The sequence below is a fragment of the Providencia burhodogranariea DSM 19968 genome, assembly GCF_000314855.2.
Lineage (GTDB): Bacteria > Pseudomonadota > Gammaproteobacteria > Enterobacterales > Enterobacteriaceae > Providencia > Providencia burhodogranariea.
The window spans coordinates 2,232,005-2,247,737 of record NZ_KB233222.1 but is presented as its reverse complement, the minus strand read 5'-3'; the positions used below and the strand labels follow the sequence as shown (position 1 = coordinate 2,247,737).

Here is a 15,733-nt window from a genome sequence, read left to right as displayed (position 1 = left end):
AAGATTAAAGGCTCTTTCCTGATAGGTAAAGCACCTTTGTCTTAATATTTATCAATTAAGCAGATAAATTTATGTTTCTCTGGTATTTGCTCAAGTGTAAATAGTTATTCAGATATGTAATCGCTGTTATACGAAGAAGAAGTATACAAAAGAATAGGAAGCCTATGGTTAACCAACGAGTGATGATATCGAGATTAAAGCAATTATTTTCAATATGTGTTATTAAAAGTTTAAGTACATGCAATCATCATTTTTAGATGAGTTGGTTGCTACATTCGATCAGTTACCCAAAATATAGAGTTTGCCTATACTTATCGATATATTTTTATTGTATACGTATAAGCAACTCGAATTATTTTGAATTTATTATAATATTATAATATAATAATATTAACCATAATGTTTAATTTATAGTTACTATATTCCCATGATTTAGCATATAAAGGTAATGTCCCTACATGTCTCCCTGAATCAATGTATGGGTTATCTTCTTTTAAATACTCAAATACTAATTTGAATTTATTTTCATTTGATGAGTTATACATGGAGGCTGAATTCATTGAAAATAAATTATCATCATTAACCTTACTCATTCTTAAATATATAACTTGTTTTTCTTCGTGTATATTAACAACAAGAACTTTAATCAGTGAATAGTCATGTTTATACCATATTAATTCATTTTCTCCTTGTTCTTGATGAACGCAAACAAAGCCAACATGTTCGACTTGGGCATCGGAGTAATCAAATGAAAACTCGAATTTTGAATTTTTTTCTTTATTGAAAACTAAAGGGATGATTAAAGCGCTATCGATGTGATTTTCTGAACAAGTGTAAGGGATTTCATTTAAAATTAACTCATCTATTTTTTTAAATAAATAGTCAACATTAGGTCGATATCCTATACCATCTTTAACTCCTTCTGTGTAATTAGATAACTTAATTATTTTTCTCATTTCCCATGCAGAAAGAATAACATTATTTCTTTTTGCATAATCTTGAAGCAATGCAAGCGCTCCACTACATAATGGTGTTGCACTAGATGTTCCTGAAAAAGTATTTGTATAATTACGGTTATTACCAGGGAATTGCTGGAGTGAGCCATATCCTGTTGTGGTTACACTCCAATCCCCCCAAGAATTAAGAAGCGATGTTTCTTGATTATAGTTTGAAAACGAAACTCGTGTACCAGTGTCATGATGACAAGCTCCGATTAACATACTTCCATTATCACCAAAATTGTTCATCACACCAGGAATACTTAAATCTAATGCCCCATTACCTGCGGCTATAATAACAGTAGCACCTTTATCTATAAGTATTTTTATTCTTTCCCACCATGAGCGTGATGTGGTTACTGGAAGTAGTTTATCATCAATTAAAAACTGAATATCTAAACTAATAATATCACCCGCTTGAGTATCGTTAACAATTAAATCTAAATCACCAGTATCATAGAAATAATATTTACATCCATAAGCAATTCCTGTGACCCCAAAGTTATTTCTAGAGCCTACGATACAACCTGTAGATGCAGTTCCATGATTACAGTCCTCACTTTCAGGGCGGCTATTAATGACGGTTATGTTTGAATCTTTTAAATCTTCATGATTTCTATAAATGCCAAAATCTAGATGACGTACAACTACATTTGAAGCATCTATGTTTTTATTCCATGCATTTCTAATATTCATTCCAGAAGGTTCATTTAAATATGTTTGTAATAAAGAAAAATCAGGCGTGGTATCATTATATTCAAAATTATTAATATAATAATGATTGTTATTTCTTGTGTTTAATAGAGTGTTCAGCGGGGAATATCCATTAGTATTTGGAGATACACAACAATATTCTATATAATCTAATTTATCTATCATTCTAGCCAGTGAGTTTAAATCTTCAAAATTAGTATTGCCATCATATTTTAAATATTGATAATCACTTAATTTGTTTTTTTCATTATTTTTGTTTGAATTTAAACTTAAAGGAGTTAGCTTTAATTTTAAATTAATATCTGATTTTATTTTTTCATTTAGTTTTGTAGAATGTTTTGTTTTTATTTTAATTTCCAAATAGTACTTATCTATTCCGTCAATCTTTGAGTTTAATGATTTTTCTGTGCTACATGAATAAATATCCACATAATTTCTATATGTTTCATTACGTGGGGTTTTATTTTTTTTTGTGAATAAAATCTCATTTGAATTGGTTTTTTTTAAAAATCCATTGTTGTCTTTAAAAGATAATTCAATGTTATAAATCCCTGTTTTTTCTATTTGAAACAAATGATTTTCTTCTTCTGTTAAAATTGATTCAATGGTTTTATTTCCTGAAACTAAATCGATTTTTATCTCTTTTTTTAATGGGTTATTAAAATTTACAACTATTCCATTTTCATTGTTGTTAATGAATTTAAATACGTTAATTTCCATGGTTATATTTACCTTTTTTAATGAGCTAATTAAATTAGGGTTGAAATTATTTTTAGTGATAATTCAATCTGCTTATTTTGTGCAAGTACAAAGTTAGTTATCAGTTTTTTATTTTATTACATGATTATTTTTTTTAGTCGTATAAATATTTAAATTTCATATTGAATATACATAAATTTAATATTGTTATATAAAATAATTTTTATTTGGATACTGACACTAAAGAGTGAAGGTTTAAAATGCTGTATATGAAATGATCATTTTAAATGAAAAAGGGGGACTAATTCTGATAATACGCTTATGATCTTTTAACTGTTTGATAATAAATCGAAAAAGCTCATTATTGTTTTTACCTATGAGGGCGGGTGTTATCGTTACGGGGTATTTATAACAGGCAATAAAAAACCCGATAGCGATAAACGTAAAGTTGGCTATCGGGCTCCTCAATATGGGGACATCAAAGAAAAGCAGTGGCATAAGTTAAGACATGCAGTGAATATGAAAGTTCACCGATAAAAAAAATAATTCGTTTATTTTTTGTTTACAATGCGGAAATAGCACAAATAGAATAAGCGAAGCCATTAATTACTCATAGATTGAATAAAGAAGCTTCGCTTGGATAGGCTTAGTGTTATTTTTTACTGGTACAGATTGAGGTTTTCTTTAGCGTAAGCTTCAAAATCAGTGCAACCGCCGATGTGTTTTTCATCGATAAAAATTTGCGGTACAGTGAGAACCTCTTTACCCACTGTTTTTGAAAGGTCTTCTTTGGTGAGGCCTTCAGCATGAATATCTACATAACGATAGTCAAAGTCATCACGCTCGTTCTTGAGTTTTTCAGCTAGCTCTTTAGCTCGAACACAATATGGGCAGCCAGGGCGACCAAAAATAACAGTGTACATAGTATCTCCTTTAAGACTAACTCAGTTTTTTTATCCAGAATACCCCATACTATGCCAATAACAATTAGGAAATAAAAGTTGATTTTACCTTTTGTTTGTATAGGCCTTGATTATAATCCGCTAATATAGATAAAAATATTACTTCAGCAGTAGGTTGATATTGCAAGGAGGGCATACAATAGATACCCATTATAAGCCTATCCGCAGGCCGTGAAATGTACGACTCTGTATGCCATACTGCTTGATGCATAATGATTAATAAAAAGCGTAAAGGATATTTGATGAATAAAAAACCACAACGTGAAATGCGATCACTCTCTGATTTACCTAAGCCTGTTTTAATTTTAGAGGTCGTGGGGATTATTTTGCTTATAGTTGTACTACTTTCAATGAATGGATATCTGGAACTTCCTGAACCTCTAATGCAACAAAGTGCACTCGTTACGATGGTTTTGGTCGGAATTGGATGTTTAATTCCTGCGACAATCAATATCGTATGGCGAGCTATTCACGGGTTAACTTTCTTAGGGATTGATAATCAAAAACCGTTAAGACCAGGGGCGAGAAAAAATAAAATCACAGATAATAAAAAGGATGAAAAGGGCGAATAAGCACGGTTTTACTGGCGTTTTTACACATGATGTGTGAAAATTGTCCGCTTTTCCTGATTGCAGTTTGTCGTGAAGGGAAAATTTCATAAGTTATCATTTGAGTTGAAGAAGGTTATTACCCATGGATTCTATTTGTTACCCAGACATTTCACAGTTTCGTGAATGGCTAGACCAACTCAAAACGTCCTATTTCGAGTGTGATTCTTGTGCGGCAATACATTTACCGCACATGCAAAATATCGAAGGTATTTTTGATGCCAAACTTGATATTATCAATAACGTACTCGTTCTATCCGCCCTAGCAGAGCTCAAACCAACAGCGATAGTGACATTGGTGGCAAATATTAGTCAAATTAATGCTAGTTCATTGACTGCAAAAATCTTTCTTGAAATTAATAATGAAAACTTACCTAAGCTAATAGTAAGTCAATCATTCTCTCTTGAAGCTGGGATGACTTATCGCCAGTTTTGCCATTTTTTACAGCAAACTGAAGAGCAAATCTCATCAATTGTCTTTGAAATATATAGCAATAATCTGCTCTATGGAAATCAAGATGAATTTGATGAAGAAACAGCCGATCTTGATGTTGATGATAAACCTTCTGTAATCATTCATTAGTCCTTTTTATTATGCATTGTGAAAAATATGAGGCAGGGGATTGTCGCTCCTGCCATTGGCTTGAATTGCCAGCAGAGCAACAGCTCAAACTAAAACAAGAAAACTTGTCTTCCTTATTACCTTCATTAGAAAAATCTGTTTTTCAAACACCCATTACGAGTCCTGAAACTAAGTTTCGTAATAAAGCGAAAATGGTTGTCAGTGGAAGTGTAGAGAAACCGATATTTGGGATTATTAATTCACAAGGACAAGCTGTCAGTTTAACAAACTGCCCACTATATACAGATGGCTTTCTTGCTGTGTTCGACATTCTTAAACCCTTTATTGCGCGTGCAGGGCTAACGCCTTATAACATTGAACGCAAAAGGGGGGAATTAAAATATCTGTTATTAACACAAAGCCAGCATAATGGGCAATTTATGCTGCGATTTGTTCTACGTTCAGAGAAAAAATTAGAGCAGTTAAAAAATGCATTACCGTGGTTAAGAGAGCAACTACCTCAATTAGCTGTTATTACTGTCAACCTTCAGCCAGTCCATATGGCAATTTTGGAAGGTGAGCAAGAAATTGTATTAACAGAACAGCAGGTTTTACGGGAAGAATTTAACCAAGTTCCTCTGTTTATTCGCCCTAATAGTTTTTTTCAAACGAATCCAGTTGTTGCGGCACGCTTATATCAAACTGCTCGGGAATGGGTGAAAGAGCTAAATATTACCAATATGTGGGATCTGTTCTGTGGTGTTGGTGGTTTTGGTCTTCATTGTGCAGATAAACAGACTAAATTGACAGGAATTGAAATAAGCGTGCCAGCGATCGCGAGTGCTACGCAATCCGCTCAAGAGCTTGGTTTATTGCATATTGAATTTCAAGCGTTGGATTCAACAAAATTTGCGGTAAGTAAAAATGATATTCCCCAACTTGTTTTGGTTAATCCACCAAGACGAGGTATTGGTAATACATTGTGTGAATACCTTTCCACTATGCAGCCTGAATTTATTTTATATTCAAGTTGTAATGCTCAAACGATGGCAAAGGATATTGAACTGCTTGTAGGTTATCAAGTTTCTAAGGTTCAGCTCTTTGATATGTTTCCACATACGGCTCATTATGAAGTATTAACTCTATTGTTTAAAAACGTAGCATAATAATCTAATCCGATGATGTAGATGAATTAAATATAGCAATCAGGTCATTTTCTGATTGCTATAAAGATAATTAAAAACGGTAGGTTACGCCTAGCATAATATCATTTGATTGAGCTTTAACTTTTGATGTTTGTGTTTGGCTATCATAGGTATTGGAGATAGTTGATTTTCCCGCGTCAAGATAGCGATAACTTAAATCCATAGAAAAATCTGTATTAATGGCATATTTCATACCTAAACCTAAGCTCCACGCAAAGTTATTGTTAGTTTTAGATTTAGAGAATTGATTTTCAGAATTATTAATATAATTGCCATTCGCATCCCATTCGGAATACTTATAGTCAGCTTTATGCTTGAGGCTGGCCAAACCAATTCCGGCGCTAATATAAGGGGTAAATGCACTTTCATTTCTAAAATCATAAAAGCTATTTAGCATAAATGTATTTAGAGTGACTTCATTTTTTGTATCATCTGAATCATGACCCCATGCTCCAAATTCCCTACCAAAGTTATTATTGGCGGAAGCTTTCCCGCGCATCATAATATCTAACTCAGTTCGTATTGGCAGATTGAACTGTTCATAAAAATCATAACCTAATGCGATTCCACCGCCAAATACCCCTTTGTTTTTACTACCAAAATGATAGTTGTCATTATCGGTTGATTCGGCTTCAGACACATGCCATTTTTAGTCTGACATTTTAACAATTGAAGTACCTATTTTACCTGTTACATAAAAACCATTTTTATCGGTAGCAAATGCATTGCTAGTTAACCCAATTGTTACTAAAGCAACTAGTGAGACTGAATTTTTCATTATTTATACCATTATATGAATTATTAAGTAGTTAGTTTTATACCAATAAACAAATGGCACTGTGCTTTTGTTTATTGCTCATATAATAAATTGTTTTATAGTAAATGTTAAAGTTAATAAAATTAAAAATATATAAATAGTTGGAGTTAAAATCTAAAAAATACTTTTAAAATCGCTATTGCTAAATGAAACAATTATCTAATAATGAATACACGTATTTTGATGTTAATACACTACGATTGTTTGATTTATTGCTGAATTATTATTCATAAACGCTAATAAAAAGGCCTGTCAATAAACAAGCCTTTTAAATATAAGAATAACTAAATAAGTTAGTTATTAATTTCGATGTTCGAAGGCGAGTGCTTTGCGTTCAATTAAACGCATAATAATGGTTAATATTGCATTTACAACAAGGTAGATAATCCCTGCTGCGACAAAAGCCATCACATCCCACGTTCGCCCAAATACCTGACTGCTATAGCCCATAATGTCCATCATCGTAATGGTACTCGCGAGAGAGGTGCTCTTAAAGATTAATACCACTTCATTCGAGTAGGATGACAGGGAGCGTTTAAATGCATAAGGTAAGATAATACGCATAGTTTGTGCTTTAGACATCCCTAATGCTTGGCAAGATTGCCACTGTCCAGATGGAATAGCCTTTACAGCACCGTGAAATAATAAGGTTGAATATGCTGCACTATTCAGAGCAAGAGCAACCATTGCACAGACCCAAGGTGTTGAAATAAAGTCCCAAAGGAGAGGGTAGTTCTGTAGTGATTTAAACTGGCTTGGGCCATTATAAATTAAGAAGAACTGAACCAGCAAAGGTGTGCCTGTAAACAGCGTGATATAAACCTTAACAGCTTGAGAGACAAACGGTGTTTTAAGTGACAGTATTAATGTGAATAAAACTGCCAGAATAAATGCAACAAATAGGGCACTGAATGTCAGAGATAAACTGGTTGGTAACCCAGGTAAAATATCGAGGATTAAATCGATCATTTCGATTCACCTCGCTCGAAACGTGTCGTGCGTAATTCAATCCGTTTCAAAACTAACTGGCTCAATAAAGTGATAGCAAGATAAATAAGCCCAACGATCGCATACCAAGTAAAAGGTTCATGTGTCCGGTTAACAATCGTTTTTGTTTGTAACATCAAATCATTAACGCTAATTAAGGAGACTAACGCAGTATCTTTGAGCAAAACTAGCCATTGGTTACCTAGCCCCGGCAGAGCATGACGCCACATCTGTGGCATGATGTAACGAAAGAAAATGGTACGTTTATGCAAACCGAGTGCAAAACCAGCCTCCCATTGACCATAAGGTACAGCCTTTAATGCTCCCCTTAAAGTTTGCGAAGCATAAGATGCATAGAGAAGAGCTAAGGCTATTACGCCACAAACAAAAGGTGTAAAATCAAATTCACCGCTATCAGCAAAGAAAATGCTAGGGTCAACTTGCAATGTAGTTTCCCAAAAACCGAGGTTAATGCTGATCCCATCACCCAATATATTGATCAGTTGCAGCGTGCCGAAATAAACAAATAACACCACTAGAAGCTCAGGTAAGCCTCGGATTAATGTTACCGAGCACGTTCCTAAGAAGGCTATTGGTTTAAAGCGAACGGATTCCCATGCTGTGAATAGCATAGCTAAGATTAGGCCCAGTATTAAGGCAGAAACAGCAAGGCCGACGGTTATACCGGCGGCACTTGTTAAAAAAAGAAAATTGTTCATTAATTGTATCGATTATTGTTCAAACCATTTTTTGTAGATAACGTCATAAGTGCCATCAGCTTTAACTTCTGCTAATGCTTTATTCATTTTATCTAATAATTCTTTGTTACCTTTACGAACAGCAATACCTAAACCAATACCAAAGTATTGTGGATCTGTGACTTTATCACCGACAGCAGCTAAATTTTCGTTACCTTTAGCTTTAATCCATTCGTCAGCAACCGCGGTATCACCAAAGACGGCATCAATACGACCATTTTGCAGGTCAAGAACAGCAGATTGGTAGTTATCGTAAGGAACAACAGTCATATCTTTATGTTGTTCCATGATGTATTTCTGATGAGTTGTTCCGTTCTGGACACCAATTTTTTTATTTTTTAACTGATCAATAGAAGAAATTTTTTCTTTAACAGCAACAAACTCTGCTGAGTTCGGGTAGTAGGTATCAGTGAAATCAACTTGTTGTTGGCGTTCTGGCGTAATGTCGATACCTGCCATTAATGCTTCAAAACGACGGAATTTTAAACTAGGAATTAAACTGTCGAAAGATTGGTGTGTGAATGTACAGGTTGCATTCATTTTTTCACACACTGCATTTGCAAGGTCAACATCAAAGCCCACGATTTGGTTGTTTTTATCAAACATTTCAAACGGTGCATAAGTCGCTTCTGTTGCAAAACGGATGGTTTCTTTTTCTGCCGCAGTTGCCGATAGGGTTACAGCGCCAAGTAGTGCAGCTAATATAATTTTTTTCATTGCTTAATCCTATATCTAAGGTTAATAAACCTTACTTAATGTGACAGATAATTTGCAAATGCTTCAGTTTGAGGGGCTGAAAAATGACTGGCATCCCCTTGTTCAACAATATGGCCGTTTTCCATATACACCACACGGCTAGCGGCTTTACGGGCTATCTCAACTTCGTGAGTGACGATAACCTGTGTAATTCCAGTTGCTGACAACTCGCGAATAATATCGACAACTTGTGCCGTAATTTCAGGATCGAGAGCAGCTGTTGGCTCATCAAAAAGTAGAACTTGCGGTTCCATCATCAAAGCTCTTGCAATTGCAACTCGCTGCTGTTGACCGCCAGATAAATGTAAAGGAAAGCGAGTCGCAAATTGAGTTAAGCGTAAACGTTCCAGTAATTTTTCAGCTTTTGCTTTTGCTTCTTGACGTGACAATTTTAAGACTCGGCAAGGTGCTTCAATCAAATTATCCAATACAGTCAAATGCGGCCATAAATTGTATTGTTGGAAAACCATTCCTACATTTTGGCGAAGCGTACGAATTGCTTTCGCATCAGGAGATGAAGCAAAATCAAATTGCTGACCCGCAATGTTAAGTAAACCTGACTTTGGCATTTCAAGCAGATTTAAAACACGCAGTAGCGAGCTCTTACCTGCACCGCTAGGGCCCAGCAATACCATGGTTTCCCCAACAGGACACTCTAAGTTAATATCAAAAAGTGCCTGATGAGAGCCGTAGAAACAGTTTATATTTTTTAATTGAATGCTCATGCTTACCAATAATACCTTGTTTAACTGACATCGATATTAATCGGGTAAGCATATTTATGCAATAATATATGCATAAAAATTTGGTTTTTTTCTATCTAAAAGACAATTATTCTGAAGATGGAGGCTCTATTTGTTGCTGACTAGATAGCTGTTGATCTCGCTCAAACGCTAATTCGCCAATTCTCTTCGCCATTCCTTTAAAAATAAATAAATGTGCTGGCATCATGGCAAACCAATAGAGTAAACCACTGAATCCCGCAGGGTGCCACCATGCACGGACATCAATAGAACGTCTACTACCACTATCATGAATAGTGAACGTTAATCGACCTAAGCCAGGAGCTTTCATACCAAAGAGGAGAGTAAGTTGTTTTTTTGGCTCAATATTAATCACTCGCCATCCATCTATCTCATCACCGAGTTGGAGTTCTTCGCGATCGGGTCTACCATACTTCACTTTGTTGAACATCATGTCATCCATAATGGCGCGTGTTTTCCAAAGTGCGTTGGCATAAAAATAGCCATCTTTTCCACCAATTTGCTGCACAACATGCCATAGAGATTCTGTGCTTGCAGAAGTACCTAACGTAAAGCCAGCCTGTTTCGGATAAAAGCCATAACCAGGACGCCAGCGTTTTCTGACTTCGGGATCATAGCCCCAATCTGCATTATCAATAGCATCAGCTTCTTGAGCCAATGTTGTTCTTACTGCGTCCTCAAACGAAATTAATGTTTGAGGGATCAGCTCGCGCAATGCTTTGTCATCTGCCGGGAGGTCATGCTGCAACCCTTGGATAAGCTCTTTTGCAATAGAGGGAGGAACCGAGGTAATCAAACTGATGAAATGTACGGAAATCATACTGATAGGGATAGGAATTGGGATCAGTAATCGACGTTTACCACTGACATGAATAAAACGCTTAAACAACTCTTGGTAGCTCATGTATTCAGGGCCACCAGCATCAAAAATTCGACTTTCAGTAGGTGGAATTCTCATCAGTTCAGTTAAGTAGAACAAGATATTGCTCAGCGCAATAGGGGATGATTTAGAGCGAACCCAACGAGGTGGTGTCAAGATGGCTAAGTTATAAACCATGTCACGCATGATTTCAAAAGCAGCAGAACCTGAACCGACTATGATAGCTGAACGAATTTCAGTAATAGGTACTTTGCTTTCACGTAAGATTTCTCCCGTTAATCGACGAGAAATTAAATGCTGCGAATAACTATGACCATGCTGCAGTGAGCTGAGATAAATAACATGTTTAACATCGGAGTCATTAAGAGCTTGTTGAACATGACGAGCAGCAGTACGTTCGCGTTCAATTAAGTTTGCCTGATCAGCCATGCTATGAACGAGAAAGTAGACAATATCGATATCTTTCATTATGTCTTGGAGTGTATCTGGATCCTGTAGGTCGACATAAATGCATTGGGCATCTTGCCAACCTTGTGAGAGCATCCAATCGACACGTCTTGCTGCTGCGGTGACTTGGTGGCCTTGTTTAATTAACTCTGGAATCAGATTTTGCCCGATATAACCACTGGCACCCAAGACTAAAACACGTTGTTTTTCGTTCATGTTGATTTCCTGTTTTACTCTCATATGTCGCTATTGTGACTGATATTCTACTTATGTAAAGCATGTTAAATATTGTCATTTTGCGATTTACCGCTTATCTAAAAATTTATAAATAAGCGGTAGTCTATTAGAAAACAGAAGTTTACGAAAAGAATGCCATCAAGATCGGTGTCATCAGACTAAGAACAAACCCATGAACAATAGCCGCGGGCACAATTGAAACGCCCCCACTTCGTTGCAAAACGGGAAGTGTAAAATCCATCGATGTAGAACCACAAATACCCAAGGCCGTTGAGCGGTAGCGGTTAATGATCATTGGAATTAGCATAATTGCAGCAAGTTCACGCGCTAAATCATTAAAGAAAGCGGCACTGCCCATTACAGGACCATAAGCATCTGTTAGAACAATACCTGTTAATGAGTACCAGCCAAATCCAGAAGCTAATGCCAGCCCCATCTTAACGGGTAAGCCTAACAATAAAGCTGCAATGGCTCCGCCAATCAATGCACTGATCGCCATTACCAGAGCAATAATCGTACCACGGCGGTTTACGAATATTTGTTTAATGCTCATACCGCTATTACGTAATTGTAGACCGACAAGTAATAACAATATCATTAACGCAATTTGGCTACCTTTTTCAGCATAATGTAGGAAATCAAAGCCGATTAAGCCAACTAAAAAACCAAGGATTAATACACCGCATAGTTGCAGTGACTCAAAAACCATTTTCAGTCGAGAAGGCGGTTTCTCTTGCTTATGCAGAGGTATCTTCCAAGGATCAATCTTATCCAATAAAAGTAAAGCAATAAGGTTAAGAGAAAATATGCAAGCAAAGAAAGTGAGTGCATAAACTAAAATTGAAACTAGATGAACACTTAAGTTTTCAAGTAATGCGAGTGTGATCCCCATTAAAAATAAAATGATATACACCATCGAATTTAATGAACGATGGATGGCACCTAGGATCGTCCTGTTTTTTATGGGGATAAGATAACCGAGTATTAACGGTAGTAAAATAATGAGTAGCCCTGAATACATTTTGCATCCTTAAAATTTAGCCCATTAACAATGGGTTAGACCCAAAATAATTCGAGTTGCATGATCACGACAAACTAAGCAATTTCGATAAACACAGAAAAGACTGTGATCGGATAGTAGGCCTTGTTTACATAGCCCACCAACGGCAACTGGTGTTATACAGTTCGAGCGTTTAGTTGTTACCGTTTATATTATTTTAGTGAGTCTATGGTTTTGACATGCACGACGAATAGCATTTATTGCCATATCGCCTTTTTCTCCAGTTATTGATGGAAAATAGGATAAAAAGACTGAAAAATAAAGTTTAACTATTTTATAACACTATAAATGGATGCTCAATACAGTGTGCTCTATTGTTGTGAATATATTTAATTTGAGCGTACTATTGTAGTCATGCTATCCGTGAATGAGGTAAGCTTTGGGTACAAATTATTGTCAAGGAGAGAGTATATGTATCTGGAACGTGTCGAAATATACGGTTTTAGAGGGATTAACCGGCTCTCATTAGCTTTGAATCGCAATACAGTATTGATTGGTGAAAACTCGTGGGGAAAGTCGAGTCTTTTAGATGCATTAACCCTTTTACTTTCTCCTGGGCAAGAAAATTACCAGTTCAACCAATATGATTTCCATCAACCTGCAAGTGATGAGTCTGCAAGATTCCGTTCATTGCAAATAGTCCTAAAATTTTGCGAAAGTCGCAAAGGCCGGCACTCTTCATTTCGTTTTAGAAATCTTGCTTCTGTGTGGGTCGATAACGATGATGAGCTAAAGCATATCTATTACCGTGTCAGTGCTGAACTAAAAGACGATGGTAATATTATCGTAGATCGTAGTTTTCTCAATGCTGGTGGTAATAAGCTATCTCTAGACAATGTTGGGAAATATCTCAAAGAGATTGTTCGGTTATATCCTGTGATCCGGTTACGAGATGCCCGTTTTTTGCGCACATTAGACTCTAATATGATGGTTGCTGGCGATAAAGAACCTCGCGATATATTTAATTCCCGAATGAAAGAGCTAACCCAAGCATTAATTAATAATCCACATCGCCTGAGTGACGAAGAGTTAACGGAAGGGGTGGATGCAATGCAAAAATTGCTTAGTCACTATTTTGCTGGCCAAAGTAGTCATATGTTCAAAGAGAACAATGTGGTTAGAGGGTTAGAACCACATAAAAGAGGATGGCATGCTTTAGATAACATCAGTCGTATTATCGCTAAGCCAAATCAGCGTAATATTCGGTTGATTATATTAGGAATGTTTTCTTCGTTATTACAGTCAAAAGGCGATGTACAGTTGGATAAATATGCTCGCCCATTAATAATTGTCGAAGATCCTGAAACACGTTTGCACCCAATTATGCTGTCAATTGCTTGGGGGCTATTAAACTTATTTTCTTTACAGCGTATTACGACAACAAACTCTGGGGAATTATTGGCGCAAGTCCCAATTGAAAATCTTTGTCGTTTGGTGCGTGATTCAGGTAAGGTTTCCGCCTTTCGTTTACGTGAAAATGATTTATCACCAGAAGAAATCCGTAAAATTTCCTTTCATATTCGCTTTAATCGACCATCAGCTATGTTTGCGAGATGTTGGTTATTAGTCGAAGGGGAAACGGAAATTTGGTTAATGAATGAGTTGGCTCGCCAGTGTAATTACTATTTTCAAACCGAGGGAATCAAAGTCATTGAGTTTGCGCAATGTGGTCTTAAGCCGTTATTAAAGTTTGCTAACCAAATGGGTATAGAATGGCACACACTGGTTGATGGAGACGAAGCTGGAAAAAAATATGCGGCGACAGCAATGCACTATGCTGACAAGATGAATGATCCTGAAAGAGACAGATTAACGAGATTACCGGCCCTAGATATAGAACATTTTTTATATCGCGAAGGTTTTGGGCATCTTTTTCATGAAATATCAGGGATCCCTGATAATGGCAAAGTTTCTGCTCGTCGAGTCATTATTAAAGCAATTTCCAAGACATCTAAGCCTGATCTTGCTATTGCGATTGTAAATCGTGCCGCAGAATTAGGGGCAAATTCGATTCCATCACATTTAAAGAACATGTTCTCACGAGTGGCTTGGTTAGCACGAGGTAAAGCCTATTAAAGGCTAAAGAGAAGATGCAGGTTAATCTGTTCTTCTGAAAATCAAATAATTTAAAAGAGGGCTTAGCCCTTTTTTTCATCATAGGTAACAATTTAATGAGAGCAAATTCACGGAAAAAATCGTTTGTTTCCATGCTGATTATGCTGTTTGTGGTTGGAACTACTGTATTTTTTTGGGGAAGTGAAAAAAAAGAAGAATTTCAAACTATTGCCGTCACTCGAGGTGACTTAAATAAACAAGTCCAATCAACAGGTAAACTCAATGCCGTCCGAACGGTTGATGTAGGAGCTCAGGTTAGTGGGCAGTTACAGACCTTGTATGTTAAAGAAGGCGATAAAGTAAGAAAAGGTGATTTATTAGCGGTCATCGATCCGCAAAAAGCACAGAACGAAGTGACGGAATCTCAAGAAAGGAGTCATGAGCTACAAGCGAATTTAGCATTGGCAAGAGCAGAGCTTAAATTTGCTCAGGCGACATATCAGCGTCAACTGAGTTTATCCAAATTACAAGCCGTATCTAAACAAGATTTAGATCAAGCGGAAACAGAGGTGAATGTCAAAAAAGCGCAAGTTGCTAATTTTGAAGCTCAAATTAAACGTAATTTAGCAACGTTAAATACAGCAAGAACTAATCTTACATATACGCAAATAACGGCACCTATGGATGGAACAGTAACATCGATTAAGACGTTAGAAGGGCAAACTGTTATCGCAGTGCAACAAGCCCCAACGATTCTGACCTTAGCTGATCTTAATACTATGATGGTTAAAGCTGAAGTTTCAGAGGCTGATGTGATTTATCTCAAGCCAGGGCAGCAAGCTTCTTTCACAGTATTAGGTGCGCCAAATAAACGTTTTTCAGGTGTTTTAAAGGATATTTTACCGACACCTGAAAAAATTAATGATGCGATTTTTTACTATGCTCGCTTTGAAGTTCCAAATCCTGAACAATTGCTGAAATTACAAATGACAGCACAGGTTAAAATTGAGCTTGAGTCCCATAAAAATGTACTACTTTTACCTTTATCAGCTTTAGGGAATGAAGTGTCACCGTTAGTTTATGAGGTAGAAATTCTCAATGGTGAAAGTGCTGAAAAGAAACAGATTAAAATCGGCAGTCGTAACGATGTTTATGTTGAAGTAATTGATGGCCTAAAAGAAGGTGAACAGGTGATCATCAGCCGTAGTAATACGGGGAATTAAT

The 15,733-nt window shown here is 36.2% G+C and carries 15 protein-coding genes; 5 read left to right on the top strand and 10 right to left on the bottom strand.

Features of this window, described 5'->3' with window-relative positions; genetic code table 11:
• Nucleotides 1–374 precede the first annotated feature (374 nt).
• A complete protein-coding gene (locus OOA_RS09575) occupies nt 375–2,432 on the bottom strand; it encodes a S8 family serine peptidase (protein ID WP_008911950.1) in 2,058 nt (685 codons plus the stop codon).
• Between the two features lie 638 nt (nt 2,433–3,070).
• On the bottom strand, nt 3,071–3,334 hold the full coding sequence (locus tag OOA_RS09570) for a GrxA family glutaredoxin (RefSeq protein ID WP_008911949.1): 264 nt from the start codon (nt 3,332–3,334) through the stop codon (nt 3,071–3,073).
• Nucleotides 3,335–3,615: 281 nt separating this feature from the next.
• Between OOA_RS09570 and OOA_RS09565 the strand changes: the two genes are divergently transcribed.
• The 3 genes from OOA_RS09565 to rlmC all read left to right on the top strand — a co-directional run bounded on the left by OOA_RS09565 (nt 3,616) and on the right by rlmC (nt 5,709).
• Entirely contained in the window at nt 3,616–3,945 is a 330-nt protein-coding gene (locus OOA_RS09565; RefSeq protein WP_008911948.1) for a YbjC family protein, read from the top strand.
• Between the two features lie 121 nt (nt 3,946–4,066).
• Nucleotides 4,067–4,564, top strand: a complete 498-nt coding sequence (locus OOA_RS09560; protein ID WP_008911947.1) for a YbjN domain-containing protein — start codon at nt 4,067–4,069, stop codon at nt 4,562–4,564.
• 11 nt (nt 4,565–4,575) lie between these two features.
• Nucleotides 4,576–5,709: a 23S rRNA (uracil(747)-C(5))-methyltransferase RlmC gene (gene rlmC / locus OOA_RS09555; RefSeq protein ID WP_008911946.1), complete on the top strand. Its 1,134-nt coding sequence runs from the start codon at nt 4,576–4,578 to the stop codon at nt 5,707–5,709.
• Nucleotides 5,710–5,779: 70 nt separating this feature from the next.
• On the opposite strand, the gene OOA_RS09550 is transcribed toward rlmC, so the two are convergent.
• The 8 genes from OOA_RS09550 to OOA_RS09520 all read right to left on the bottom strand — a co-directional run bounded on the left by OOA_RS09550 (nt 5,780) and on the right by OOA_RS09520 (nt 12,415).
• Nucleotides 5,780–6,388: an outer membrane protein gene (locus tag OOA_RS09550; RefSeq protein ID WP_008911945.1), complete on the bottom strand. Its 609-nt coding sequence runs from the start codon at nt 6,386–6,388 to the stop codon at nt 5,780–5,782.
• A 9-nt stretch (nt 6,389–6,397) separates the two neighbouring features.
• Nucleotides 6,398–6,526 (bottom strand): hypothetical protein, encoded by a 129-nt coding sequence (locus tag OOA_RS20995; protein WP_269078032.1) that lies wholly within the window; start codon nt 6,524–6,526, stop codon nt 6,398–6,400.
• Nucleotides 6,527–6,865: 339 nt separating this feature from the next.
• Nucleotides 6,866–7,534: an arginine ABC transporter permease ArtM gene (gene artM / locus OOA_RS09545; protein WP_008911944.1), complete on the bottom strand. Its 669-nt coding sequence runs from the start codon at nt 7,532–7,534 to the stop codon at nt 6,866–6,868.
• Nucleotides 7,531–8,271: an arginine ABC transporter permease ArtQ gene (gene artQ, locus OOA_RS09540; RefSeq protein ID WP_008911943.1), complete on the bottom strand. Its 741-nt coding sequence runs from the start codon at nt 8,269–8,271 to the stop codon at nt 7,531–7,533. Before artQ ends, artM begins: the two co-directional genes overlap by 4 nt.
• Before the next feature lie 12 nt (nt 8,272–8,283).
• Nucleotides 8,284–9,027, bottom strand: a complete 744-nt coding sequence (artJ, locus tag OOA_RS09535) for an arginine ABC transporter substrate-binding protein (protein ID WP_008911942.1) — start codon at nt 9,025–9,027, stop codon at nt 8,284–8,286.
• A 35-nt stretch (nt 9,028–9,062) separates the two neighbouring features.
• On the bottom strand, nt 9,063–9,791 hold the full coding sequence (gene artP / locus OOA_RS09530; protein ID WP_008911941.1) for an arginine ABC transporter ATP-binding protein ArtP: 729 nt from the start codon (nt 9,789–9,791) through the stop codon (nt 9,063–9,065).
• 106 nt (nt 9,792–9,897) lie between these two features.
• The gene (locus OOA_RS09525; RefSeq protein ID WP_008911940.1) at nt 9,898–11,373 is read right to left on the bottom strand and encodes a DUF2867 domain-containing protein; all 1,476 of its coding nucleotides are present in this window, start codon (nt 11,371–11,373) and stop codon (nt 9,898–9,900) included.
• 142 nt (nt 11,374–11,515) lie between these two features.
• Nucleotides 11,516–12,415 carry a LysO family transporter gene (locus OOA_RS09520; protein ID WP_008911939.1) on the bottom strand — a complete coding sequence of 300 codons (900 nt, stop codon included), beginning with the start codon at nt 12,413–12,415 and terminating at the stop codon, nt 11,516–11,518.
• A 450-nt stretch (nt 12,416–12,865) separates the two neighbouring features.
• On the opposite strand from OOA_RS09520, the gene OOA_RS09515 reads away from it, so the two are divergent.
• Nucleotides 12,866–14,530, top strand: a complete 1,665-nt coding sequence (locus tag OOA_RS09515; RefSeq protein WP_008911938.1) for an ATP-dependent nuclease — start codon at nt 12,866–12,868, stop codon at nt 14,528–14,530.
• Nucleotides 14,531–14,625: 95 nt separating this feature from the next.
• Nucleotides 14,626–15,732, top strand: coding sequence for a macrolide transporter subunit MacA (gene macA, locus OOA_RS09510; protein WP_040690923.1), 1,107 nt, complete (start codon nt 14,626–14,628; stop codon nt 15,730–15,732).
• Nucleotide 15,733 lies beyond the last annotated feature (1 nt).